At 64.0% G+C, this 25,149-nt stretch carries 22 protein-coding genes, 2 tRNA genes and 1 pseudogene; 19 read left to right on the plus strand and 6 right to left on the minus strand.

Annotated features, from left to right (window positions below):
• The first annotated feature begins 99 nt into the window (after window positions 1-99).
• Window positions 100-2,421, plus strand: coding sequence for a hypothetical protein (locus AB4083_RS18425; protein WP_441609795.1), 2,322 nt, complete (start codon window positions 100-102; stop codon window positions 2,419-2,421).
• A gap of 401 nt (window positions 2,422-2,822) precedes the next feature.
• The gene (locus tag AB4083_RS18430; protein ID WP_441609797.1) at window positions 2,823-3,902 is read left to right on the plus strand and encodes an alpha/beta fold hydrolase; all 1,080 of its coding nucleotides are present in this window, start codon (window positions 2,823-2,825) and stop codon (window positions 3,900-3,902) included.
• A gap of 131 nt (window positions 3,903-4,033) precedes the next feature.
• Here the strand turns inward: AB4083_RS18430 and AB4083_RS18435 are convergent, their stop codons facing one another.
• Together AB4083_RS18435 and AB4083_RS18440 are read right to left on the minus strand one after the other, a co-directional pair.
• Window positions 4,034-4,435: a hypothetical protein gene (locus AB4083_RS18435; RefSeq protein ID WP_441609799.1), complete on the minus strand. Its 402-nt coding sequence runs from the start codon at window positions 4,433-4,435 to the stop codon at window positions 4,034-4,036.
• Between the two features lie 43 nt (window positions 4,436-4,478).
• A complete protein-coding gene (locus AB4083_RS18440; protein ID WP_441609800.1) occupies window positions 4,479-5,030 on the minus strand; it encodes a GspH/FimT family pseudopilin in 552 nt (183 codons plus the stop codon).
• Between the two features lie 151 nt (window positions 5,031-5,181).
• Between AB4083_RS18440 and uvrB the strand changes: the two genes are divergently transcribed.
• The 5 genes from uvrB to AB4083_RS18465 all read left to right on the plus strand — a co-directional run bounded on the left by uvrB (window position 5,182) and on the right by AB4083_RS18465 (window position 10,951).
• On the plus strand, window positions 5,182-7,206 hold the full coding sequence (gene uvrB / locus AB4083_RS18445; protein WP_441609802.1) for an excinuclease ABC subunit UvrB: 2,025 nt from the start codon (window positions 5,182-5,184) through the stop codon (window positions 7,204-7,206).
• 73 nt (window positions 7,207-7,279) lie between these two features.
• Window positions 7,280-7,354: transfer RNA gene (locus tag AB4083_RS18450), tRNA-Val, on the plus strand.
• Between the two features lie 221 nt (window positions 7,355-7,575).
• Entirely contained in the window at window positions 7,576-9,171 is a 1,596-nt protein-coding gene (locus tag AB4083_RS18455; protein WP_441609804.1) for a hypothetical protein, read from the plus strand.
• A gap of 104 nt (window positions 9,172-9,275) precedes the next feature.
• The gene (locus AB4083_RS18460; protein ID WP_441609806.1) at window positions 9,276-10,400 is read left to right on the plus strand and encodes an acyltransferase family protein; all 1,125 of its coding nucleotides are present in this window, start codon (window positions 9,276-9,278) and stop codon (window positions 10,398-10,400) included.
• A 104-nt stretch (window positions 10,401-10,504) separates the two neighbouring features.
• Window positions 10,505-10,951 (plus strand): CopD family protein, encoded by a 447-nt coding sequence (locus tag AB4083_RS18465; protein ID WP_441609808.1) that lies wholly within the window; start codon window positions 10,505-10,507, stop codon window positions 10,949-10,951.
• 1 nt (window position 10,952) lies between these two features.
• Here AB4083_RS18465 and AB4083_RS18470 read toward each other — a convergent pair.
• A pseudogene (locus tag AB4083_RS18470) lies at window positions 10,953-11,150 on the minus strand (hypothetical protein); the annotation flags it as partial.
• 287 nt (window positions 11,151-11,437) lie between these two features.
• On the opposite strand from AB4083_RS18470, the gene thrS reads away from it, so the two are divergent.
• From thrS to AB4083_RS18515, 9 genes are all read left to right on the plus strand, one after another.
• Entirely contained in the window at window positions 11,438-13,339 is a 1,902-nt protein-coding gene (gene thrS, locus AB4083_RS18475; protein ID WP_441609810.1) for a threonine--tRNA ligase, read from the plus strand.
• Between the two features lie 42 nt (window positions 13,340-13,381).
• Window positions 13,382-13,906, plus strand: a complete 525-nt coding sequence (gene infC, locus AB4083_RS18480; protein ID WP_441609887.1) for a translation initiation factor IF-3 — start codon at window positions 13,382-13,384, stop codon at window positions 13,904-13,906.
• 218 nt (window positions 13,907-14,124) lie between these two features.
• Complete coding sequence (gene rpmI / locus AB4083_RS18485) at window positions 14,125-14,322, plus strand: 50S ribosomal protein L35 (protein WP_441609812.1); 198 nt, start codon at window positions 14,125-14,127, stop codon at window positions 14,320-14,322.
• Between the two features lie 16 nt (window positions 14,323-14,338).
• Window positions 14,339-14,698, plus strand: coding sequence for a 50S ribosomal protein L20 (gene rplT / locus AB4083_RS18490; RefSeq protein ID WP_026635108.1), 360 nt, complete (start codon window positions 14,339-14,341; stop codon window positions 14,696-14,698).
• Between the two features lie 109 nt (window positions 14,699-14,807).
• On the plus strand, window positions 14,808-15,803 hold the full coding sequence (gene pheS / locus AB4083_RS18495) for a phenylalanine--tRNA ligase subunit alpha (protein ID WP_441609814.1): 996 nt from the start codon (window positions 14,808-14,810) through the stop codon (window positions 15,801-15,803).
• Window positions 15,804-15,887: 84 nt separating this feature from the next.
• A complete protein-coding gene (gene pheT / locus AB4083_RS18500) occupies window positions 15,888-18,266 on the plus strand; it encodes a phenylalanine--tRNA ligase subunit beta (RefSeq protein WP_441609815.1) in 2,379 nt (792 codons plus the stop codon).
• A gap of 1 nt (window position 18,267) precedes the next feature.
• Entirely contained in the window at window positions 18,268-18,567 is a 300-nt protein-coding gene (ihfA, locus tag AB4083_RS18505; protein ID WP_026635111.1) for an integration host factor subunit alpha, read from the plus strand.
• On the plus strand, window positions 18,548-18,904 hold the full coding sequence (locus AB4083_RS18510; RefSeq protein ID WP_026635112.1) for a MerR family transcriptional regulator: 357 nt from the start codon (window positions 18,548-18,550) through the stop codon (window positions 18,902-18,904). The genes ihfA and AB4083_RS18510 overlap by 20 nt, the downstream gene beginning before the upstream one ends.
• A gap of 66 nt (window positions 18,905-18,970) precedes the next feature.
• Window positions 18,971-19,047 (plus strand) — tRNA-Pro (locus AB4083_RS18515).
• Between the two features lie 45 nt (window positions 19,048-19,092).
• Here the strand turns inward: AB4083_RS18515 and AB4083_RS18520 are convergent.
• Window positions 19,093-19,407, minus strand: coding sequence for a UBP-type zinc finger domain-containing protein (locus tag AB4083_RS18520; RefSeq protein WP_441609818.1), 315 nt, complete (start codon window positions 19,405-19,407; stop codon window positions 19,093-19,095).
• 136 nt (window positions 19,408-19,543) lie between these two features.
• On the opposite strand from AB4083_RS18520, the gene AB4083_RS18525 reads away from it, so the two are divergent.
• The gene (locus tag AB4083_RS18525) at window positions 19,544-20,299 is read left to right on the plus strand and encodes a hypothetical protein (protein WP_441609820.1); all 756 of its coding nucleotides are present in this window, start codon (window positions 19,544-19,546) and stop codon (window positions 20,297-20,299) included.
• Here AB4083_RS18525 and AB4083_RS18530 read toward each other — a convergent pair.
• Window positions 20,296-21,303, minus strand: a complete 1,008-nt coding sequence (locus AB4083_RS18530; protein WP_441609822.1) for an NAD(P)H-quinone oxidoreductase — start codon at window positions 21,301-21,303, stop codon at window positions 20,296-20,298. The genes AB4083_RS18525 and AB4083_RS18530 overlap by 4 nt on opposite strands.
• 101 nt (window positions 21,304-21,404) lie before the next feature.
• The gene (serA, locus tag AB4083_RS18535) at window positions 21,405-22,637 is read right to left on the minus strand and encodes a phosphoglycerate dehydrogenase (protein ID WP_441609824.1); all 1,233 of its coding nucleotides are present in this window, start codon (window positions 22,635-22,637) and stop codon (window positions 21,405-21,407) included.
• A 113-nt stretch (window positions 22,638-22,750) separates the two neighbouring features.
• Between serA and AB4083_RS18540 the strand changes: the two genes are divergently transcribed.
• Window positions 22,751-24,139: an FAD-binding oxidoreductase gene (locus tag AB4083_RS18540; protein WP_441609826.1), complete on the plus strand. Its 1,389-nt coding sequence runs from the start codon at window positions 22,751-22,753 to the stop codon at window positions 24,137-24,139.
• A 47-nt stretch (window positions 24,140-24,186) separates the two neighbouring features.
• Window positions 24,187-25,140: a prolyl aminopeptidase gene (gene pip / locus AB4083_RS18545; RefSeq protein WP_441609828.1), complete on the plus strand. Its 954-nt coding sequence runs from the start codon at window positions 24,187-24,189 to the stop codon at window positions 25,138-25,140.
• The last annotated feature ends 9 nt before the right edge of the window (window positions 25,141-25,149 follow it).

Here is a 25,149-nt window from a genome sequence, read left to right on the forward strand (position 1 = left end):
TATCCCCAAGACGGATCGGGAGATGGAAGGTCTGCAGGACAAAGGCGGCTTGTGTTCGTTTTAAGCGGCGACTCGAATTTATCAGGGGGGGGAATGATTGTGACGGATACCAGCAGAGTTGATGTGTGCTATCGACCTTTACGCATTGGGTGGGCTGTTAAACAAGGGGATATTGATGCGGTTAGGCGTGCCATTCGATTTTCACATGCCCTATGGGGAGGGCGTTATAACCCTATTATTGTAGTGGATCATGAGCAGGACGCGATTGATTTAGTGGAGATGTTTGGCGTTGATTTAATATGCCCAATTGGGGATGCGCCGGAGATTGACCATTTTACTAAAAAATTTCCTCATCTAATTTCCCCGTTTTTCAACAGTGATGTATTTATAAAGGATGAAAAATGGACGAGCTTTTCGTATGTATTAGATATTTACAACGCGATAATTCAATGGCGGCGCGAGCCGGAATGGAAGGTGACGAAAGAAAGTGGCTTGCGGCAGTACCATTGGGCAGAGGATGACCCGCTAGCTGATGTCTTTTTAATCCAATTCGGAGCATATCCAACTGCAGCAGAAGTAGGTACGGACTATGTCGAGCTTGTGAGGCGCGCGGCCGATTCAGCAATCTTTGAATTGGACGGGCGGGCTTGCATACCGGCGGATGCCCCCCGTCATCCTCATTTCGCGACTATCGGCCAAATGGGCGTCGATCGATACCTTAGCCAAGGGAGAGAGTGGAACTCTCCTGGGTTTTTTATAGGCAGCGCAAATGATTTCGAGGATATCGTCTGTCATTGGAATCTAAGGGCGTGCGACGTAGGAGTGTGGTTCGTTGATCCTAATCATTTGCAACGATACGTCGATGTCATTCCTGCGTTAGAGGAAGCAATGCGTAGCGCTGTCAGCCATAAGCGGCATGAGTGGGATCGTCAACTCGCTGTTTGGTCGAGGCGTGACATCGAAGCTACGGCCAATGTGCTGAAAGGCATGGATTTAATTCATCGTCACATTTCGGGGCGCTTCTGGGATGGTAATTCCATTACGGCGCCGATGATGTCTTTTGGCGAAAAGTCAACTTTGGGGGTTATGGGTAATTCTGGTGAGAACCCCCGATTAAATTTTGCCCTTGAGGGTAAGCCTTTTAGTGACGACCATTTGTTTTTTAATCAACACTTGGTGGCATCCATATCCATCGCTGGCGCACTTTATGGCAATGAGTCCTACACATTTGATGTGCCGTATGTCCCGGAACTAAACGAATTCTATGCCCGCTCCATGCACTACGATTACAGCAAGGTTCGTGCCGAGCGCGGCCGTATTGGGCTTCTCATAACTGCGGGCCAACACGATGGCTTTCTCAATGCGCTACCGGTTGCAGATCTCGTGCAGCGCATCTTCTCATTGGGCGGATTTGAAGTGAAGTTGAGCGGCAGCGGAAGAATTGCGCGTCAGCTGTTAGCTCAGCTCGGTGGCCTTCAAGGAGCTCGCGCATTTAAAATTCCGGGTGTCCGAAAATTGATCAAGGACTTTGGGCCGCGGAGTACCTTCTCTCGTAAAACGGCATTGAATATCATTGCAGATAAGTTGCCAGGGCAGGCCACGAGCTCATTCGCAGCACATGTCAATCTTTTTTTAGAGCCGCGATCGTTTAGCGCTAAGCTTGCACCGGGCGATGTTTTTAGTTACTTAGTGGGCAAGGGCTTATTCCGTATGGGGATGGATTTGGATTGCCCGACATGCGGAATGTCGAGCTGGGTGGCCGTCGATACATTAATGCAGCGCGTTTCCTGCGAGCTTTGTGGACTCGACTATGATGCGACGCGACAGCTGCTGGATAGCGAATGGAAGTTCAGGCGATCCGGTGTATTGGGAGCGGAGAGGAATGCACAAGGCGCCGTGCCCGTTGTATTGGCGTTGCAGCAGTTGGGGGCGAATCTGGATGCTGGATTGCGTAAGAATATGTACTCGCCCTCAATTGATCTAAAACCCGTTAAGGGTGGGGAGTTGCCGACTTGCGAAATCGATTTCGTATGGCTGTCGGAAAGTTACCGGTCTAACCGCACTTCAATAATTCTGGCGGAATGTAAGGATCAGGGAGGGCTTACATTGGATGAATTTAAGCGCGACTTGGACAATCTTCGCCGCGTAGCTGAAGCTTTGCCTGGCGATAGATTCAATCCATACGTTCTTTTCGTGAAACTGGCGCCATTTACTTTAGAGGAGATTGCGGAGGCGCGGAAATTGAATGCGCAATTTCAATGCCGTGTAATTTTGCTGACAGCGGACGAGCTAGAGCCTTATCACATCTACGAGCGCCATAAGAATAATGAGGACCGCTATTTGGTGGGTGATCCCGATGATTTAGCTAGAGCCACCGCGCTGCTTTATTTTGGCGGTGAGGATGTGCAGGGGCGGGCTTAGCGCTCTTTTTTTCTTGTGCACCGGGCAGTGGTTAGGGTGGCATGTTGCATGCGTTGTCCCACAAACTGTTGAAAATTGTCCGGCTTCAACATGTAAATGCTTGGGTTAGTAAGGCCGATTGTTTAAAATTGGTCGCTTTAAGTCATTGAAGATAAAGCATAAGCGTGTTGCCTGTTAATCAGGGGGTCGTTGGTTCGAGTCCAACATCGGGCGCCAAATATCACAAAGGGCTGCGAGCGATCGCGGCCCTTTGCTTTTGTCTGCGGTCGATGGGCGAAACAAGTTCTGGCTTGCGCCGTGCTGATGACCCGGCAGGTCTCGCTCGCCGCCAGCGACCAGCAAGGTATATTCCCGATCGGCTGGCATGTCAGCCATTACAGGGGAAGTAGACGATGACGAGGTTGAGCGCGCTGGCCCTGGGGCTGGCGGTATGGGTGTGGGTGGCGCAAGCGAATTGCGCTGGCGCGCCAGGCAACGGTACTCAACAGAAGGTAAGTCTTTCGCCCCCGTGCAAGGGAAAGCCGGCCAAGGTCGATGACGAAGGCTTCGTCGTCATCGGCGGCATCGAGCAATGGGTGACGGCGAAGGGAGATAGCTGTGCCAATCCCGTGCTTCTCTTCATCAGCGGTGGTCCGGGCAATCCGCTCAGCGGCATTTCCGACAGTGTCTATGGCGCCGGGCAGCGCGACTTCATCGTCGTCCAGTGGGATCAGCGCGGTTCGGGCATGACGTATGGGCGCAGTCCTCCCGCGCCGGATGAAAAGCTCACCATTGCGCGGATGGCTCAGGACGGCAACGAGCTGGCCGCCTATCTCGCAAGGCGCTACGGCAAGCGGAAGGTCATTCTGTGGGGTAGCTCGTGGGGCTCGATCCTTGCCGTGCACATGGCCAAGGCGCATCCGGAGCTGTTCTATGCCTACGTGGGCACGTCGCAGGTCGTCAATTCGGTGGAAACCCAGGGCGAGAGCTACAAGAAGCTCCTTGCACTGGCGACGAGCGCGAACGACAAGGAATCGCTGGCCACACTCGAACAGGTCGGAACGCCTCCGTGGACCGATCCGCACAGCTTTGGAAAGGTGCGCCGGATCATCCGCAAATACGAAGCGAAGGTTACGCAGCCGCCGCCGGACAGCTGGCATCGAGCGCCCGCCTACATCACGCCCAAGGCAGAAGCGGACTACGAAGCCGGCGAGGACTATTCCTTCCTGAACTTCGTCGGCATGCACGGCGACGGCATGCTGTCGCAGGTCGATCTGCCTAAGCTGGGTACGGACTTCGCCATCCCGATGTATTTCATCGAAGGCGCGCACGATCTGCTTGCGCCACCGGAAATGGCGCGCCGGTATTACGAGTCGATCAGCGCGCCGCACAAGGGTTGGGTGCTGCTCGAGCATTCCGGGCACGATCCGAACCAGGAAGTCGTGGACGCCGAGTACAAGGTGCTGCGCGAAAGCGTGCTCCCGCTGACTCGCGGCAGATAGCGCGGGCGGCCCCGGAGGCTGCGGTGGCTGTGCAACTGCGATGAGTTGCCCAACTTAAAGGACTTGCCTCGCGGTAAGTCCTTTTGTTCGGGCTGCTTGAAAGCCTGCCGGCGAAGATCGCTTTGCCGGGCTTATGGCTGGGTTTGCTGGTTTATCAGCAGCGATGTGTTGCGCATCCAGAGCTGGCTCGGCTCGGAAGGATCAGAAGGCTCATCGAGACCCTTCACCAACACCAGCTGCTCGCTCGTTCCCTGCTCGATGCGGACGATCTTCACCGCCTCGGGCTTGTCGAAGGCGGCGCAGCGCCCGTTGATGTAGCTGAAGAACCCGGCCTTGTCGCCCTGCTTGGCAAGACCCCCTGCGGTCTCCAGCTCCTCCTTCGATTTGCATCCGATGGTTGCGTGCCTGGCGTAGACCGTCTGCCCTTCCTTGAGCGTGCCGCCATCGGCGGAAGGTGCCGTGGGGCCGTGATGGCAGCCAGCCAGGCTTGCGGCCAGGGCCACGACCCACCAGCTGCGACGCGAGAGCTTCATGACCTTCCTTTGTCCAAGTGAGGCCGCATCATAGCCGCTGGCTTTACGCGCCTGCGCACTGGCGCAACTCCGCTGGCGTGGCCTTGTCGCCGCGCACGCGGCCGGCATTCGACACCTTCACGCTCAGCGCCCGGCTGTCGATGCCGCGATGGCAGATCAGCAAGGTGATGTTGCTGCCGCCGGCCGAGCCATCGGGCTGGAACTGCACGCTGCGTCGCCCCTGCGCGCTGCGGATGCTCAGTTGTCCGGACGGGCTGGCGCGACGGACTCTGGGCAGTCCTTCAAGCTGACCCGTTCGCTCGCCGCGCAGACCCACCAGCCAGCTGCCTTCCCAGCCGGCCTCATCGCTGCAACGCTCCCCGTCGCGGCTGGGGCAGGCGAGCGCGACCCGGCCGCTCTGTACGGCGAGCCCGCGAGCATGGTTGAGCATCGCGATCAGCCCGGTCTGCGCGCTGCGCAATTCACTGTTGGCCAGCACGCGCTTCAGCGAAGGCAGGCCGATGCAGGCCAGGACGGCGGCGATCGCGAGCACCAAGACCTGCTCGATCAGCGTCACGCCGCTGGGCGGGATACGGCATGGCGGCAGGCCTGGCATGCTTGAGACCCTGTGGAAACCAAGGCCCATGCTAGGCCGCCGTCCACCCCCTGCCTGCCGTCCTTTCACCACAGGCCCTGTCAGAGCCTGCTGACAAACCTTGTCAGCAGGAGCAATTTAAAATGTCCGGAAACGACCGCATGTGACTGCCATGACTGACCGTTTCGAACTCGTCTCCCCCTACCAGCCCGCCGGCGACCAGCCACAGGCCATCCAGCGCCTGGTGGATGGCTTCAGTGCGGGTCTCGCCTCGCAGACCCTGCTCGGCGTGACCGGCTCCGGCAAGACCTTCACCATCGCCAATGTGATCGAGCAGGTGCAGCGGCCGACCATCGTGATGGCGCACAACAAGACGCTGGCCGCGCAGTTGTACGGCGAGTTCAAGGAGTTCTTCCCGCACAACGCGGTGGAGTACTTCGTCAGCTACTACGACTACTACCAGCCCGAGGCTTACGTGGTCGCGTCCGACACCTTTATCGAGAAGGACGCCTCGATCAACGACCACATCGAGCAGATGCGCCTGGCCGCGACCAAGGCGCTGCTGTCGCGCAAGGACTCGCTGATCGTGGCCACGGTGTCGGCGATCTACGGCCTGGGCGATCCGGAGGATTACCTCTCGCTGCGCCTGATCCTGGCGCGCGGCGAGCGCATCGAGCAGCGCGCGCTGATCCGCCAGCTCACCGAGCTGCAGTACACCCGCAACGAGCTGGAGCTGCGCCGCGGCACCTATCGTGTGCGCGGCGAGATCATCGACGTGTTCCCCGCCGAATCGGAAACCGAAGCGCTGCGCATCGAGCTGTTCGACGGCGAGGTGGAGAACCTGTCGCTGTTCGATCCGCTCACCGGCGAGACCATCCGCAAGGTGCCGCGCTACACGGTCTACCCGCGTACGCATTACGCCAGCACGCGCGAGAGCGTGCTCAATGCGGTCGAGACCATCAAGGTCGAGCTGAAGGATCGCCTGGAATACCTGTACAAGGAAAACAGGCTGGTCGAGGCGCAGCGCCTGGACCAGCGCACGCGTTTCGACCTGGAGATGATGGCCGAGGTCGGCTACTGCCAGGGCATCGAGAACTACTCGCGCCACCTCACGCGGCGTGGCTCCGGCGAGCCGCCGCCGACCCTGTTCGACTACCTGCCGGCGGATGCGCTGCTGGTGGTCGACGAATCGCACGTGACCATCCCGCAGCTCGGCGCCATGTACAAAGGCGACCGCTCGCGCAAGGAAACCCTGGTGGAATTCGGTTTCCGCCTGCCTTCGGCGATGGACAACCGTCCCTTGCGTTTCGAGGAATGGGAACGCCGCGCGCCGCGCACCATCTATGTGTCGGCGACGCCAGGCAAGTACGAGCTGGGCAAGTCCGATGACTCTTCGCTGGTGGAACTGGTGGTGCGCCCGACCGGCCTGATCGATCCCGAAGTGGAAGTGCGCCCGGTGCGCACCCAGGTGGACGATCTGCTGGGCCAGATCCACGAGCGCGTGGCGATGGGCGATCGCGTGCTGGTCACCACGCTGACCAAGCGCATGGCCGAGAACCTCACCGAGTACCTGAGCGAGCACAAGATCAAGGTGCGCTACCTGCACTCGGACATCGAGACGGTGGAGCGCGTGGAGATCATCCGCGACCTGCGCCTGGGCGAGTTCGACGTGCTGGTCGGCATCAACCTGCTGCGCGAAGGCCTGGACATGCCCGAGGTCTCGCTGGTGGCGATCCTGGATGCCGACAAGGAAGGCTTCCTGCGCTCCAGCGGTTCGCTGATCCAGACCATCGGCCGCGCCGCGCGCAATGTGCGCGGCAAGGCCATCCTCTATGCCGACAACATCACCCGCTCGATGCAGGTGGCGATGGAGGAGACGGCCCGCCGCCGCGAGAAGCAGGTGGCCTACAACGAAGAACACGGCATCGTCCCGCAATCGGTGGTGCGCCGCATCGCCGACATCATGGAAGGTGCGCGCAGTGCGGCGCCGACGCGCGGCCGCGGCGCCAGGGGTGCGAAGGCGGGCGCGGTGGCGGAGCAGGGGGCGGACTACAAGGCGCTCAGCCCCGACCAGGCCAGCGCCATGATCAAGAAGCTGGAGGCGCAGATGTACAAGCACGCCGAAAACCTGGAGTTCGAGGACGCGGCCCGCCTGCGCGACCAGATCCACCAGCTGCGCGAGAAGGCGCTGCGCTGAGCGGGCCGCCAGTTGTGGCTGCCGGGCGGCTCGTGTATGCTACGCGGCTCGCGCCGTGCTGCGGTGCGACTGTGGGCGGTTAGCTCAGCGGTAGAGCACTTCCTTGACATGGAAGGGGTCACAAGTTCGATCCTTGTACCGCCCACCATCTTCCGAAGCCGGAATTCTCAAGAGCTTGGCTCTCCTGGGGTTCCGGCTTTTTCTTTGCCCGCTCGCCGGGCTGCATGGCGACTGGCCGACCTGGCCGTCACGGATCATCCGCAAGACTGACCGGCGAATCCCGCCGGTTTCGGTGGTGCAGCCACGCCATCGAAACACCTGCAGGGCGGGCCGCTTCTGGCCATGGAAACAGACAACGGGGATCTCACGATGAGCGTTGGCAAGTCGCTGCAAGACGACCTTTCGGCACCGGACGGCTCCGGACTTGTCGGTCACCAGTTCGGCCTGCCCGGCTCGGTGGCGCGCACGGTCCAGGACAAGCTCGGCGATGTCGTGACCATCAAGGATTTCGGCGCGGCCTGCGATGGCATCCATGACGACACGGACGCCATCAACCGCGCGCTGGCTTCAGGCGTATCGCGCCTGCGCTTCGTGGGGACCTGCCTGGTTTCGAAAACGCTGTTCTATCCGAGCGATATCGTGATCGAGTTCGACCACGGCGCGTCGGTTATCCCGGTGCCGCTGGATGAGTTTCAGAAGTTGGATCTCAATGGCCTCGATTGGGGCTATGCCATTTTCATGAACGTGAACTGGCAGGCCGCGACCATCACCGACAGCCACGCCAGCTTCATCAATCCCAGGTGCACGCCGACATCCGCCTGGGATGGCCATTTCATCAGCGCCCGCATGTTCGGCAACCTGCAGGTCATCGGTTCGTATTGCACGAACATGGCCGACGTGGTCTCCAGCATGGCTTGCCGCGACGTGATCGTGCGGGATGGCTGGTGCCAGGCCATCAGCAACTGCGCCTACGATTTCTGGGAAGGCCCGACGCGCATCTCGGTGCTCAACTGCACGGGCTATGACGTCAACGCCGGCGTCAACTTCAACGGCACCGATACCGGCGTCGTGCTCGGGCTGGTCGCGGACACCTTGCAGGTCGACGGCTGCCGGTTCTTCGGCTGTCCTGCAGGCGGCATTTACGTGGCGCCGCTCAATGCCGCCTCGACCTGCACCCATATCAAGATCACCAACAATCTCATCGACCAGGCCGGAGGCGTCGTTGGTACTCCGTCCGGTGCCAGCTGGAACGGCATTACCGTGCTGCGCTCGACGGCGGTCGAGATCCGCAGCAACACCTTGTCGCGTATTCCTTACACCGCGGCGCCGCTTATCGTCGGCCTCGATCCCGCGGGGTATGGCCATACCGCCTACGTCACCGACAACACGATCCTGGGCAGCGCGATCGGTTCGACCGCTTATATCCAGGTCTACGGCGCGCATTCGAAAGTCGAGAACAATCGCGCCATCGGCAGCACGGCGGAGGGCGGTTACGGCATTGCGGTGAATTCGCCGACCACGGTGGTGGGGCCGAACGATATGGCCGGCGCCAGCACCTACGTGGCCAACCAGAACCAGGGTGGCGGCGCCACGCCGCCGGCGCTGCAATGGGAGCAGGACAGCGCGAACGGCGAATGGCGCTATCGCCAGCCGCTCAAGGCGCCATCGGTGCGACAGGACGCCAGCTATGCGCTGGTCGCCACGGGCACCGACCTGGCCACGGCGCTGGCGCTCACCGGCCCCTACAGCTTCGTTTCGGCCGGCGACCCGAATGCCGGCGTGGTGCTTCCCGCCAATGCCGGGCGCACCGGCGAGGAATGGGTCGTGTGGAATTACACCGGAAATATCCTGATCGTCTATGCCGCTGCAGGCGATACCATTTCCGGTTCCGCCTCGCTGGCACTGTCGCATGGCGAGAAAATGCGTCTGGTGGCCATCACGCCGACCCTTTGGATCATCGCCTGAGCATTGGCGCTTTGCCCGCAGCAGGGCCGGCGTGCGGCGGTGACCGCTTGATATAAACTGCCCCGCTGGCCGCATGGCCCAAGCGCCGCACCATGGAGCAAGGAATGACTGGTAGAACTCGACTGGACGGCATCGAGTCGTTGCGTGCCTATGCCGCCGTATCGATTGTTTTCTTCCACCTGATCGGCTCCGGCGGCGCCACCGTCCCGGACAGCCTCAGTTTCATCAAGACCCATTTCGGCTTCGGCGTGCCGCTGTTCTTCGTGGTCAGCGGCTTCAGCCTGGCCTATGGCTATTGGGGCAGGCTGTCCGGCGAAGGCCAGCTCGGCACTTATTTCCTGCGCCGTTTTGCGCGTATCGCGCCCTTGTTCTACGCGGTGCTGGCGTTTCAGCTTCTCAACGTGTGGTTTGAAGCCCACGTCAAGTTCGCGCCGCTGGACGTCGCGCTCAATGCGCTGTTCGTGTTCAACCTGGTGCCGCACTTGAACGAGGGCATCGTGCCGGCCTCATGGACGATCGGCGTGGAGATGCTGTTCTACGTGATCTTTCCGCTGAGCCTGCTGGTGTGCAGCAATCTCCGTCGGACGCTTTTCGTGCTGGCCGTATCGATTGCGGTTTCGACCGCAGCGACCATCGATCTGAAGTCGCTGGAAACCGTGTATCCCAGTTTCGTCTATCACAACGCCGTTTCGCAGCTTCCGTACTTCATCTGGGGCATGGCGTTTTTCCATGTCCAGCGCGTTATCGCCCAGCATGTGGATGCAAGGCACGCGAGGATGATCTGCTGGGGCCTGTGCGCACTGGGGTTGGCGGGCATCTACACCTTGTATGCCAGCAGCACGCTCTACATGTTCTTCTGGACGCGCGGCCTGCGCCCCACCTGGGACATGCTGTGGGGCATCCCGTTCGGAATGCTCTGCCTGGCGATGGCGCTGCACCCCTCGCGCCTCCTGTCCAATCCGGTGACCCGTTATCTGGGCAAGATCAGCTTCAGCCTCTACCTCGTGCATCCGACCGTGCTCTTCAAGTTCGGCCGGGCGGGTCTGTACAACTGGGTCTATGCCAAGTTGCCGGGACACGAGGCGCTGGCTTACTTCGTGTGTCTGCTGATCTCGCTGGCCGTCATTACGGCGATCTCGGCCGTGACCTTCCGCCTGATCGAGCAGCCGGGCATGAACTGGGGCAAGCGGTTGGCCTCCCGCAAGGAAGCGGTGCTGGCGCCGGCGTAGCGGACCTGTGGCCGCATCCCCTTGTACCGCCCGGCAATTACCGTTAAAAAACGGCGCGATCGAAAGATCGCGCCGTTTTTGCATTCGGTAACCAGGAGTACGTGATGGCCTATCCGTTGATCAAGAGCCTGCATCTGCTGTTCGTGATGGCCTGGGTGGCCTCGATCTTCTATTTGCCGCGGATCCTGGTGAACATCGCCGAGGCCGGCAACGATCCGGCGATAAAAGCCCGGCTGGAATTGATGGGGCTGCGCTTGTATCGCTTCGGCCACAACATGTTCGGCATGGCCCTGCTGTTCGGCGTCACGCTGTGGCAGGGCTGGCGGGTGTTTCCGGGCAGGCTGCCGAACTTCGGCGAGGCCGAGTGGCTGCACGCCAAGCTGACCCTGGTGGTGCTGCTGCTGGTGTACTACGTGTGGACCGGCCGGCTGGTGAAACGCAGCGCCAAGGGCGGTGCGCTGCCCAGCGCGAAGACCTTGCGCATCATGAACGAGCTGCCGGTGCTGGTGCTGCTGCTGATCATCTTCCTGGTGATCGCCAAGCCGTTCTGATTTAAGCCGCGGCGCAGGTTGGGCAGATGGTGGTGTGGCGATACCACGCGACGAAGCGCTGCACGCCTTCCTCGATCGACGTGTTCGGCGCATGGCCCACGTTCCGGCGCAGGGCGGAGACATCGGCCCAGGTATCCGGCACGTCGCCCGGCTGCATCGGCAGCAGGCGTTTTTCCAGGGTGCCGCCGGGGTTCTGCTTCTGTCGGCGCTGAATTGACACCGGAATGGCGCTAAACTAGCGTTCTCTACTTCCTACTGATCGGAAACCAGGGTGGCCCGCGTCCAAAACGCCGGCCGAGCGTGCGACATGGCAACTACCAAGCGCCAACACTGATTCTCGCCACGCCTTTGCTTTCCGCAAAAAGGGCGCAAGGCGCTCTTTATTTTTGCCTGCCGTCAGGGCGGGCAAAAGCAAAACCGGCCATCCATGGCCGGACTCCTCAAAAAAAGCAGCCCCGTTGATCGGTGACTGCCACAGGTATTCCCATGATCCAGATCACGCTACCCGACGGCAGCAAGCGCCCCTTCGACCACCCGGTCACGGTGCAGGACGTGGCCGCCTCCATCGGCGCCGGCCTGGCCAAGGCCACCCTGGCCGGCAAGGTGGACGGCAAGCTGGTCGACGCCAGTTTTCCGATCGAGCATGACGCCAGCCTGGAAATCGTCACCGAGAAGAGCCCCGAGGCGCTGGAGATCCTGCGCCACTCCACCGCGCACCTGCTGGCGCAGGCCGTGCAGCGCCTGTATCCGGGCGCGCAGGTCACCATCGGCCCGGTGATCGACAACGGCTTCTTCTATGACTTCGCCTACGAGCGTCCCTTCACGCCGGACGACCTGGTCAAGATCGAAGAAGAGATGCAGAAGATCGTGCAGGAAGCGCTGCCGGTGACGCGCAGCGTGAAGTCGCGCGACGACGCGGTGTCGTTCTTCCGCGGCATCGGCGAGGAATACAAGGCCGAGATCATCGAGAGCATCCCCGCCAACGAGGAACTCTCGCTGTACACGCAGGGCGAGTTCACCGACCTGTGCCGCGGCCCGCACGTGCCGAACACCGGCAAGCTGCGCGCGTTCAAGCTGATGAAGGTGGCCGGCGCCTATTGGCGCGGCGATTCCAACAACGCGATGCTGACGCGCGTGTACGGCACGTCCTGGCTCAACGACAAGGACCTCAAGGCCTACCTGCACCAGCTCGAAGAGGCCGAGAAGCGCGATCACCGCAAGATCGGCAAGGCGCTGGACCTGTTCCACCAGCAGGAAGAAGCGCCGGGCATGGTGTTCTGGCATCCGAACGGCTGGGCCATCTGGCAGGCGGTGGAGCAGTATGTGCGCGGCGTGTATCGCGCCAGCGGCTACCAGGAAGTGCGCGGCCCGCAGATCATGGACGTGAGCCTGTGGAAGAAGTCCGGCCACTGGGACAACTACCAGGAAAACATGTTCTTCACCGAGTCGGAGAAGCGCACCTATGCGCTGAAGCCGATGAACTGCCCGGGCCACGTGCAGATCTTCAACACCAGCCTGCACAGCTACCGCGACCTGCCGGTGCGCTACGGCGAATTCGGCGGCTGCCACCGCAACGAGCCGTCCGGTGCGCTGCACGGGATCATGCGCGTGCGCGCCTTCACCCAGGACGACGGGCATATCTTCTGCACGGAAGAGCAGATCGAAGCCGAGGTCACCGCCTTCCACCAGCAGGCGATGAAGGTGTACGGGGATTTCGGCTTCGAGGACATCGCGCTGAAGATCGCCCTGCGTCCGGACAAGCGCATCGGCAGCGACGCCGTGTGGGACCGTGCCGAGGACGCGCTGCGAGCGGCCCTGAGCGCGGCCGGGGTACAGTGGCAGGAATTGCCCGGCGAGGGTGCCTTCTACGGCCCCAAGATCGAGTACCACATGAAGGATTCGATCGGCCGTGGCTGGCAGGTCGGTACCATGCAGGTGGATTTCATGATGCCCGAGCGCCTGGGTGCCGAGTACGTGGACGAGCAGAGCCAGCGCCGCCACCCGGTGATGCTGCACCGGGCCATCGTGGGCTCGATGGAGCGCTTTATCGGCATCCTGATCGAGCACCATGCCGGCCATCTGCCGGCCTGGCTGGCCCCGATCCAGGCCCAGGTGTTCAGCATTACGGACGCCCAGGGCGACTATGTGCGTGAAATCACGCAAGCCCTTGTCGAGAAAGGTTTCAGAGTCAAGGCGGATTTGCGCAACGAAAAGGTCGGTTATAAAATCCGCGAACATACGTTGCAAAGGGTTCCGTACCTGCTCGTGGTCGGTGACCGCGAAAAGGAATCGGGGGCCGTTTCCGTGCGTACCCGTACTGGTGAAGACCTGGGCAGCATGCCGCTGGCCGCCTTCATCGAGCGTCTGGAGGCCGAGACGCGGCGCTGAGCGCCGCCCGGCCAATCGTTAATTCTTCTGGAGGATAGTGGTATCGCTACCACCGACAACAAGGGTAATCGCCGTAACCATGAGATCCGCGTCCCGCGCGTGCGCTTGATCGGGGCGGATTCGGAGCAGCTGGGCATCCTCACCCGTGATGAGGCGTTGCGCATGGCGGAGGAGGCCGGGATGGACCTGGTCGAAATCCAGCCCAACGGCGATCCGCCGGTCTGCCGCATCATGGATTACGGCAAGTTCAAGTTCGAAGCCCAGAAGAAGGCCCAGGCGGCCAAGAAGAAGCAGAAGCAGGTCGAGATCAAGGAAGTGAAGTTCCGTCCGGTCACGGACGTGGGCGACTACCAGATCAAGCTGCGCAACATGCTTCGCTTCCTGGAAGAGGGTGACAAGGTCAAGGTCACCATCCGCTTCCGCGGTCGCGAGATGTCGCACCAGGATCTGGGCCAGAACCTGGCCAGGAAGATCCAGGAAGACGTCGGCGAGAACGGCGTGGTGGAGTCCTTCCCCCGCCTGGAAGGCCGCCAGATGGTCATGATGATCGGCCCCAAGAAGAAGTAAGCGGGGCAGGTATCGCGTGGCGGCGGCCCAGGGCCGCCGTTGGCGTTTCCGGGTGGATGGCCGCGTTGCATCGCACCACTGGCAAAGCGCCCCCGATCCCCGTACAATCGCCGGTTCGACCCACCAGGACGGGTCGTGAACCGATCATGGCAGGACGGAAAGCGTGGCCCCCCGGGTCGCCGCCAGATCAGTCAGAAACCAAGATACGGAGCATTTCCATGCCCAAGATCAAGACCAACCGGGCGGCGGCGAAGCGTTTTCGCAAGACCGCTTCCGGCAAGTTCAAGGCCGGTCACGCCTTCAAGTCGCACATCCTGACCAAGAAGTCGACCAAGCGTAAGCGCAACCTGCGCGCCACCAATCACGTCAAAGCCTGCGACTCCAAGAGTGTCGCTCGCATGTTGCCGTACATCTAAGGCGGAGGACTGAACCATGGCTCGTGTAAAGCGTGGCGTTACCGCCCGTCGTCGTCACAAGAAGATCATCGGCCGCGCGAAGGGCTACTACAACGCCCGTCGCAAGGTCTTCCGCGTTGCTAACCAGGCCGTCATCAAGGCCGGTCAGTACGCCTATATCGGCCGCAAGCAGAAGAAGCGCCAGTTCCGCGCCCTGTGGATCGTGCGTATCAATGCTGCCGCCCGTCAGTTCGGCCTGTCCTACAGCCGCCTGATCAATGGCCTGAGCAAGGCCGGCATCACCGTCGACCGCAAGGTCCTGGCGGACATCGCCGTGCACGACATCAAGGCTTTTGGGGCCATCGCGGAAAAGGCGAAGGCTAGTCTAGCCGCTTGATCGTCCGGCGCTGCGCGCACTGACGATATGATGTGAATCAAGCGGGGAGGAGGCCTAAATGCCTCCTCCCCGTTTTTGTTTGTCCCTGCCGAACACAGGAACCGCACCGATGGACGACCTGGACACCCGGGCCGCGCAAGCCCAGGCCGAGATCGCAGCTGCCGACACGCTCGATGCGCTCGAAGCGCTGCGCGTGGGCCTGCTGGGCAAGAGCGGCATCGTCACCGCCGCGCTGAAGACGCTGGGCGCACTGCCGCCGGAAGAGAAGAAAGCGCGCGGCGCCGAGGTCAATCGCATCAAGGAGCGCCTCGCCGACGCCCTGGCCGCGCGCAAGCAGCTGCTGGAGCAGGCTGAGCTCGACCGCCGCCTGGCCTCCGAGAAGCTGGACATCAGCCTGCCCGGCCGCGACGGCGAGCACGGCGGCATCCATCCGGTCACGCGGGCGCTGGAGCGCATCTCGGCGATCTTCGGCCGCCTGGGTTACCAGCGCGCCGACGGTCCGGAGATCGAGGACGACTGGCATAACTTCGAGGCGCTGAACTTCCCGCCGCACCATCCGGCGCGTGCCATGCACGACACCTTCTACTTCGGCGACGGGCGCCTGCTGCGCACGCATACCTCGCCGGTGCAGATCCGCTCGATGCAGGGGCGGCAGCCGCCGATCCGCGTCATCGCGCCGGGCAAGGTCTACCGCAGCGATTCGGACCAGACCCATTCGCCGATGTTCCACCAGATCGAAGGCCTGCTGGTCGACGAGACCTCCAGCTTCGCCGACCTGAAGGGCACCCTGGCCGAATTCATCCGCGCCTTCTTCGAGCGCGATTTCGAGATGCGCTTCCGCCCCAGCTACTTCCCCTTCACCGAACCCTCGGCCGAAGTGGACATCCGCTGGGACGCCGAGGACGGTTCCACCCGCTGGCTGGAAGTGCTGGGCTGCGGCATGGTGCATCCGAACGTGCTGAAGAACTGCGGCATCGACCCGGAGCGCTACACCGGCTTCGCCTTCGGCCTGGGCGTGGAGCGCTTCGCCATGCTGCGCTACGGCGTGTCCGACCTGCGCGCGTTCTTCGAGAACGATCTGCGGTTCCTCAAGCAATTCGCTTGAGGCCCGAGCGGCCGGGCGCATCGCTGCCCGGTGAACTCCTTCGCACATCGCTGCTCACCCCCCCGATTCCCTGGACCTTAGCCCATGAAATTCTCCGAGAACTGGCTGCGCGAACTGGTCGAGATCAAGGCCGACCGCGCCGCCCTGGCCCACGCGCTGACCATGGCCGGGCTGGAAGTGGAAGAGCTGACCCCGCTGGGCGAGCAGCTCGCCGGCGTGGTGGTGGCCGAGATCGTCGGCGCCGAAAAGCATCCGGAAGCCGACCGCCTGCAGGTCTGCCGCGTCGACGCGGGGCAGGGCGAGCCGCTGCAGATCGTCTGCGGCGCGCCGAATGCGCGCGTCGGCATCAAGGTGCCGCTGGCGATGGTGGGCGCCGAGCTGCCGGGCGGCATCCAGATCAAGGCGGCCAAGCTGCGCGGCGTGGAGTCGTCCGGCATGCTGTGCTCGGCCAAGGAGCTGGGCATCGACGCCGACGCCTCCGGCCTGCTCGAACTGCCGGCCGACGCGCCGGTCGGCCAGCCGCTGGCCAGCTACCTCGGCCTGCCCGATGCCAGCATCGAATTGAAGCTGACCCCGAACCGCCCGGATTGCCTGGGCCTGGTCGGCCTGGCGCACGACGTTGCCGCATTGTTCGGCAGCCATGTGCGCGTGCCGGCCCAGGCTGCCGCTTCGGTAGGTATCGACGCGCGCCGCGGCATCCGCCTCGAAGCCGGCGCCGACGCGCCGCGCTACCTGGGCCGCATCATCGAAGGCGTCGACCCGCAGGCGCGCACCCCGCTGTGGCTGGCCGAGCGCCTGCGCCGCGCCGGCCTGCGCCCGATCAGCGCGATCGTCGACGTCACCAACTACGTGATGCTCGAACTGGGCCAGCCGCTGCACGCCTTCGACGACGACAAGCTGCAAGGCGACATCGTGGTGCGCCATGCGCGCGCCGGCGAAACGCTGAAGCTGCTCGACGGTTCCGAGGCGAAGCTCGACCCGGGCTTCCTGGTGATCGCCGACGAGCAGCAGGCGCTGGCCGTGGCCGGCGTGATGGGCGGCTACGACTCGCGCGTCACCGACAGTGCGCGCCGTATCTTCCTGGAATCCGCGCATTTCGCGCCGGCCGCGATCATGGGCCGCGCACGCAAGCTCGGCATGCATACGGATGCCTCGCACCGCTTCGAGCGCGGCGTCGATCCGGAGCTGCCGCGCCGCGCGCTGGAACGCGCCACCGAGCTGCTGCTGGCGATCGCCGGCGGCACGGCTGGCCCGGTGCTGGCCGCGGAAAACCTGGCCGACCTGCCGAAGCTGGCGCCGGTAGTGCTGCGCCGTGCGCGCCTGAAGCGCGTGCTCGGGCTGGAAGTCGCCGATACCGAAGTGACGCGCATCTTCGGTGCGCTCGGCATGCAGGTCGAATCGATCGCCGACGGCTGGCGCATCGCCGCGCCGAGCAGCCGCTTCGATATCGAGCGCGAAGAGGACCTGGTCGAGGAAGTGGCCCGCATCCACGGCTACGACCGCATCCCCACGCATACGCCCTCCGGCGCCTTGCGCCTGGTCACCGAAGCGGAGGCGCGCATCCCCGAGCTGGCGCTGCGCGAGCAGCTCGCTTCGCGCGGCTACTACGAGGCGGTGAACCTGTCCTTCCTGTCGGCCGAGCTGCTGGCGCGCTGGGGTTTCGTCGAAAACCTGGTGCCGCTGGCCAATCCGCTGTCGGCGGACCTGGCCGTGATGCGTCCCTCGCTGCTGCCGGGGCTGATCGAAGCGCTGCGCCACAACCGCGCGCGCCAGCAGGAACGCGTGCGCCTGTTCGAGGTGGCGCGGGTGTTCGCCGCCGGCGATCCGCCGGTGGAGACGCCCAGCCTGGCCATCGCCGCCTGCGGTTCCGCACGTGCCGAGCAGTGGGGCGAGGCGAGCCGGCCGCTGGATTTTCATGATCTCAAGGGCGAACTCGACGCCATCGTCGCCTGGGGGGGCGAGCCGCAGCGCTGGTCGGTGCATGCCGACGGCCTGCCGGGCTGGTTGCACCCCGGGCGCGGCGCGCGCGTCGCGCGCGACGGCCACACCGTGGGCTACCTCGGCGCGCTGCATCCCCAGCTCGCCAAGGCGCTGGACCTGGGGCCGGATGCGCACGTGCTGGAACTGGCCCTGGAGCCGCTGCTGGCCCGCCGCCTGCCCAAGGCCGTCGCGGTGCCGCGCTTTCCTTCGGTGCGCCGCGATATCGCCGTGGACCTGCCCGAGGAAGTCAGCTGGGCGCAAGTCGAGCAATGCGTCCGTACGGCCCTCGGCGGGCCGCTGATCGAGCTGCGCCTGTTCGACCGCTACGCCGGAAAAGGCGTCGAGACTGGCCGAAAGAGTCTCGCTATGGGCTTGATTTTGCAGGACGCTTCACGCACGCTTACTGACGACGACGCAGACCGCTTCGTGCGCGAAGCGTTCGCTGCGTTGGAGACTTCATGCAAGGCAAGATGGCGAGGATGACATGGCGCTGACCAAGGCGGAGATGGCCGAGCGCCTCTTTCTCGAGGTGGGCCTCAACAAGCGTGAGGCGAAAGAATTCGTGGACGCCTATTTCGAGGTGGTCCGCGAGGCGCTGGAAAAGGGCGAGCAGGTGAAGCTGTCGGGGTTCGGCAATTTCGACCTGCGGCAGAAGAACCAGCGCCCGGGACGCAACCCGAAGACCGGCGAGGAGATCCCGATCTCCGCCCGTCGCGTGGTGACGTTCCGGCCGGGGCAGAAACTCAAGGTGAGAGTGGAGAGCTATGCTGGACCAAGGGAATAACACCGAGCTCCCGGCCATCCCGGCCAAGCGCTATTTCACCATCGGTGAAGTCAGCGAATTGTGCGGGGTGAAGCCTCACGTGCTGCGGTACTGGGAACAGGAGTTCCCCGCACTCAACCCGGTCAAGCGCCGTGGCAACCGCCGCTATTACCAGCGCCACGACGTGCTGATGATCCGGCAGATCCGTGCCCTGCTGTACGACGAAGGCTTCACCATCACCGGCGCCCGCGCCCGGCTGGAAGGCCCGCAGGCGCGCATGGAATCGAGCATTTCGCACCAGATCGTGCGCCAGGTGCGCATGGAGCTGGAAGAAGTGCTGAGCCTGCTGCGCCGCTGAGCGCGCAGGCTTTCTACCTACGCAAGTCCTGGCCGAGCTGCTAGACTTGCCCACTTGCCGTATCGTCGGGGCGTAGCGCAGCCTGGTAGCGCATTTGCCTGGGGGGCAAAGGGTCGTCGGTTCGAATCCGGCCGCCCCGACCAATTACGGTGAAGTATTCGAAAGGCGCCCTGGTGGCGCCTTTTCTTTTACTCGTCGACATAGCGCGGTATCGGCCCCGGATGCGGCGTCTTGCGGTCCGACAGGTCGAACATCAGGTCGTCCACGTAGCACCAGCCCCAGCCCTCCGGCGGATCGTAGCCTTCGATGATGGGATGTCCCGTCGCGCGGTAGTGCTTGGTGGCGTGCCGGCCGGGCGAGTCGTCGCAGCAGCCCACGTGGCCGCAGCTGCGGCAGATGCGCAAGTGGACCCAGGGGCTGCCGGTCTTCAGGCATTCCTCGCAGCCGGCGGCGCTGGGGGTGACGTCGCGGATGCCGTCGAGATGGCTGCAGCTGGCTTTCATCGCGGTCTCCTTGGTCGGGCATGGCGGGCAGGCCACGCGCTTTCAGAGTTCTTCAAGGCTTTTTCAGGCGCGTTTCAGGACTCGAACGCGCCGGCTTGGCGAGGGTGGGGGATATCCCCGCCCATCGAGAGGCTACATGAAGACACTCGCTCCCATCCCCTCGCGCGCGTCCGTGGGTTTCGGCGACGACCACGTTTACAAGCTGCGCCGGGCGCTGGACCGATGGTTCTACTTCGGCATGGCGTGGCTGGTGCTGCTGGTGGTGGCCTATGGTTTCGGCCGCGGCCTCGGCGAGCGGCTGCTGCATCGGGCGGAGCCGCTGCCATGGATCCTGCATGTCCACGTGCTGGTGTTCTCCGCTTGGGTGCTGTTGTTCCTCGTGCAGACCGGGCTGGTACGCCGGCATGCGCTGCGCCTGCACCGGCGGCTGGGCCTGTTCGGCGCGGGCCTGGGCACCGTGTTGCCGGTGCTGGGCGTGGCCACCGCGCTGGCGATGCGCCAGTGGCATGCGCGCCAGGGGCCGGTGCACGACGCCTTCCTGGCGATCTCCTTCAACGACATGCTGACCTTCGCCGTGGCCTTCGGCCTGGCGCTGCGCTGGCGGCGGCAGCCGGAGTTCCATCGGCGGCTGATGCTGATCGCCACGTGCGCGCTGACGGTGGCCGCGTTCGCGCGTTTCCCGCACGCCCTGGTGCCGGCCAACACCTGGTACGCGTACGTGGACGTGCTGATCGGGCTCGGCCTGCTGCGCGATGTCATCGTCGAAGGCCGCGCGCACCGGGTCTATGCGATCGGCTTGCCGTGCGTGATGGCGGGGCAGGGGCTGGCGCTCTATCTGGCGTTCGCCGCGCCCGCAGGCTGGCTGGCGCTGCTGCACGCGTGGCTGGGCTAAGCCACCTTCAACACGATCTTGCCGACATGCTCCCCGCTTTCCATCAGCCGATGCGCATCCGCCGCGCGCACCAGCGGAAACACCTCGTGCACCATCGGCAGGCAGCGTCCGGCGGCGAGCACCGGCCACACATGCGTACGCAGGTCGTTGGCGATCTCGGCTTTCTCCGCGCCGCTGCGCGCACGCATGGTGGAGCCGGTGACGGTGGCGCGCTTGAGCACCAGCGTCTGCAGGTCCACTTCGTCCGCGCGGGTGCCGCCGAGAAAGCCGATCAGCACCAGCCGTCCATCGCGCGCCAGCGCCGCCAGGTTCCGCTCGAAATAGCTGCCGCCCATGATGTCCAGGATCACGTCGACGCCATGCCCGTCGGTCCTGTCCAGCACCGCCAGCGCGAAGTTCTCGTCGTGGTAGTTGATCGCCTCGGCGCCGAGATGGCGCACCACCGCGCACTTGTGCTCGCTGCCGGCGGTGGCGAACGCGGCGATGCCGAATTCGCGGCACAGCATCAGCGCGGTGGTGCCGATGCCGCTGGTGCCGCCGTGGATCAGCACGCGCTCGCCCGGCACGGCGTGGCCGATGCGGAACAGATTGGCCCACACGGTGAAGAAGGTTTCCGGAATGGCCGCGGCGTGGATCGAATCGATGCCGTCGGGAATCGGCAGCGCCTGCCCGGCGGGCAGCACGCAGTACTCGGCATAGCCGCCGCCGTTGGTCAGTCCGCATACGCGGTCGCCGATGGCGAAACCCTGTACGTCGGAACCCATCGCCACGATCTCGCCGGCGATCTCCAGGCCCGGCGTGGGATGCGCGCCGGGCGGCAGCGGATAGCGGCCCATGCGCTGGATCACATCGGGCCGGTTCACCCCCGCCGCCTGCACTTTCACCAGCACTTCGTCGCGGGTCGGTTCGGGCAGCGGCACCGTGCGTGGCTGCAACGCGTCCGGCGGACCGGGCGTCTCGATCCCGATCTCGATCATGCGGTCCGGCAGGAAGACTTTGCTCATGGCGCGCGAATCATTCCATTGCGTCCGCTTGATTTACGCGGCGGGCGGTGAAGGACGCGTAGCGGCTACGCGCCTTCCGTTCAAGCGGACACCTTGCCGCGTCAGTACAGCACGCGGCTGCGCAAGGTGCCCGGAATCGCCGCCAGCCGATCCTTCAATGCACCAGCCTGCGCGGCATCCGCCGACACGTCGATCACCACATAGCCCACCTGTGGATCGGTCTGCAGGAACTGCGCGTCGATGTTGATATTGCCGGCGGAGAACAATTCGTTGATGCGCGACAGCACGCCCGGCACGTTGCGATGGATATGCAGCAGGCGCCGGCTGTTCGGATGCTCCGGCAGGGTCACCTCGGGGAAGTTCACCGCCGACAGGGTGGAACCGTTGTCGCTGTAGCGCACCAGCTTGCTGGCCACTTCGATGCCGATATTGTCCTGCGCTTCCAGCGTGCTGCCGCCGATATGCGGCGTGAGGATCACGTTGTCCATGCCGACCAGGGGCGATACGAACGGATCGTCATTGCCCTTGGGCTCCTGCGGGAACACGTCCACCGCCGCACCTGCGATATGGCCGCTGCGCAGCGCCGTGGCCAGTGCGTCGATATCCACCACGGTGCCGCGCGAGGCGTTGATCAGCACCGAGCCCGGACGCATCTTGCCCAGCTCGGTGGCGCCGATCATCAGCTTGGTGGACGGCGTTTCCGGCACGTGCAGGGTCACCACGTCGGCGCGTTCCAGCAGGTCGTCCAGGCTGCCGGCGGCGCGCGCATTGCCCAGCGACAGCTTGGTTTCGATGTCGTGGAAGATCACGCGCATGCCCAGCGATTCGGCCAGCACGCCGATCTGGGTGCCGATATGGCCGTAGCCGACGATGCCCAGCACCTTGTCGCGCGCCTCGAAGCTGCCCGCCGCCGACTTGGTCCAGCCGCCGCGATGGCATAGCGCGTTCTTCTGCGGGATGCCGCGCAACAGCATGATCGCCTCGGCGATCACCAGCTCGGCCACGCTGCGCGTATTGGAGTAGGGCGCGTTGAACACCGGCACGCCCTGCGCCCGTGCCGCTTCCAGGTCGACCTGGTTGGTGCCGATGCAGAAGCAGCCCACCGCGATCAGCCGGCGCGCGTGCTCCAGCACGTCGGCGCTGAGCTGGCTGCGCGAACGGATGCCGACGATATGCGCCTCGGCGATGCGCGCTTTGAGGTCCGCTTCCGGCAGCGACTTCTCGTGGAATTCGATCTGGCTGTAGCCGGCGCGGCGGAACACTTCCACGGCGCTCTGGCTGACGCCTTCGAGCAGGAGGACCTTGATGTCTGCTTTCGGATACGAGGTTTTCATGGGTCGCCGGGCGGGTCTGGATAAAGGTGGGCAAAGCGGCACTATGCGGCAGCGCAGCACTGGACCGCAACGGCTGCGGCTGGCAGGCTGGACGACTCGCTTACGGAATCGCCATGACCGCACCCGCTCCCGCCCTGGCTGAACTGGCCGCCCGCTTGCCCGAGCTGCGCCTGCTTACCGCGCCGGCCGACCTGGAGCATTACGGCCGCGACTGGACCCGCCGCTGGACCCCCGCGCCGCTGGCCATCGCCCTGCCGGCCACGGTGGAAGAAGCCCAGGCCGTGGTGCGCTGGGCCAATGAGCACGGCGTGGCCCTGGTGCCGTCGGGCGGCCGCACTGGTCTCTCCGGCGGCGCGGTGGCCGCCAACGGCGAGCTGGTGCTGAGCCTGGAGCGGATGAACCGCGTGCTCGGCTTCGATCCGATCGACCGCACCCTCACCGTGCAGGCCGGCATCGCGCTGCAGGCGGTGCACGACGCGGCGCGCACGCATGGGCTGATCTATCCGGTCGACTTCGCCGCGCGCGGTTCCTGTTCCATCGGCGGCAATATCGCCACCAATGCCGGCGGCATCCGGGTGATCCGCTACGGCAATACGCGCGAGTGGATCGCCGGCCTGAAGGTGATCGCCGGCAATAGCGAACTGCTCGAACTCAATCGCGGGCTGATCAAGAACTCCAGCGGCTACGACCTGCGCCATCTGACCATCGGTTCCGAAGGCACCCTGGGCATCGTGGTCGAAGCCACCTTGCGCCTGGCCGAGCCGCCGCCGCCGTCGCAGGTGATGCTGCTGGCGCTGCCGGACATGGCCGCGCTGATGCACGTGTTCGCGCTGTTCCGCGCGCGCCTGAAGCTGCAGGCCTTCGAGTTCTTCACCGACGTCGCACTGCGCCACGTGCTGGCGCATGGCGCGCAGCGCGCGCTTGACGGCGAGCATCCGTTCTATGTGGTCACCGAATTCGACGCCGCCGACGAAGCCGCACAGGAAACGGCCCTGGCCGCGTTCGAACACGGCGTCAACCAAGGCTGGATCGCTGACGGTGCGATCGCGCAGAGCGAGGCGCAGGCCGCCGCGCTGTGGCGCCTGCGCGAAGGCATCACCGAGAGCCTGGCACCGCACCAGCCGTACAAGAACGACATCTCGCTGCGCATCGGCGCGCTGCCGGCTTTCCTGGACGAGATCCAGGCGTTGCTGGGGCAGGCTTATCCGCATTTCGAAGTGGTGTGGTTCGGCCATATCGGCGACGGCAATCTGCACATCAACGTGCTCAAGCCGGAAGGCCTGGCCGGCGCCGAATTCATCGCGCAGTGCGAACAGGTGACCAAGCTGCTGGCTGCGGCGCTGCAGCGCCATGGCGGCAGCATCTCGGCCGAGCACGGCATCGGGCTGGTCAAGAAGGCGTATCTGGAGAGCACGCGCAGCGCCGCGGAAATCGCCCTGATGCGCGGCGTAAAGCAGGTATTCGACCCGAACGGCATCCTCAACCCCGGCAAGCTGTTCTAGGGCCCGCATGCTAGCCTCCGCGCTTTAGAAGCGCCGGAGCCGCCCGCATGACCCAGCAACGCCGCAAGCTGTATCCCGAGATCGAGCCGTTCGACACCGGCACGCTCAAGGTGTCGCCGCTGCACACGCTGTACTACGAGCAGTGCGGCAACCCGAACGGCAAGCCGGTGGTGTTCCTGCACGGCGGCCCCGGCGGCGGCATCAATCCGAGCTACCGCCGCTTCTTCGATCCCAAGGTCTACCGCATCGTGCTGTTCGACCAGCGCGGCTGCGGCAAGTCCACGCCGCATGCGGAGCTGACCGACAACACCACCTGGCATCTGGTGGCCGACATCGAGCGCATCCGCGAGCATCTGGAGATCGATCGCTGGCAGGTATTCGGCGGTTCGTGGGGTTCCACGCTGGCGCTGGCCTATGCGCAGACGCATCCGGACAAGGTCACCGAGCTGGTGCTGCGCGGCATCTTCATGCTGCGCCGCTGGGAGCTGGAGTGGTTCTACCAGAAGGGTTGCGATGCGCTGTTTCCGGATGCGTGGGAAAGCTATCTGGCGGCGATCCCCGAAGCCGAGCGCGGCGACTTGATGAGCGCCTATCACCGTCGCCTGACCAGCACCGATCCGGCGGTGCGGGTGGAAGCGGCGCGGGCGTGGTCGGTGTGGGAAGCGGCCACCAGCCATCTGTACCAGGACCCTAGCCATATCGCGTCCAGCGGCGAGGACGAGTTTGCGCTCGCGTTCGCGCGCATCGAATGCCATTACTTCGTGCACGGCGGTTTCTTCGAGCACGACGACCAGCTGCTGCGCAACGTCGAGCGCATCCGCAAGATTCCCGCGGTGATCGTGCAGGGACGCTACGACGTGGTGTGCCCGATGCGCAGCGCATGGGACCTGCACCGCGCGTGGCCGGAAGCCGAGCTGCGCGTGGTGGCGGATGCGGGGCATTCGGCCTTGGAGCCGGGGATCGCGCACGAGTTGCTGGAGGCGACCGACCGCTTTCGCTGAGTTTTTTGC

This window comes from Dyella sp. 2RAB6, assembly GCF_052115385.1.
In the GTDB taxonomy this organism is placed as follows: Bacteria; Pseudomonadota; Gammaproteobacteria; order Xanthomonadales; family Rhodanobacteraceae; genus Dyella_D.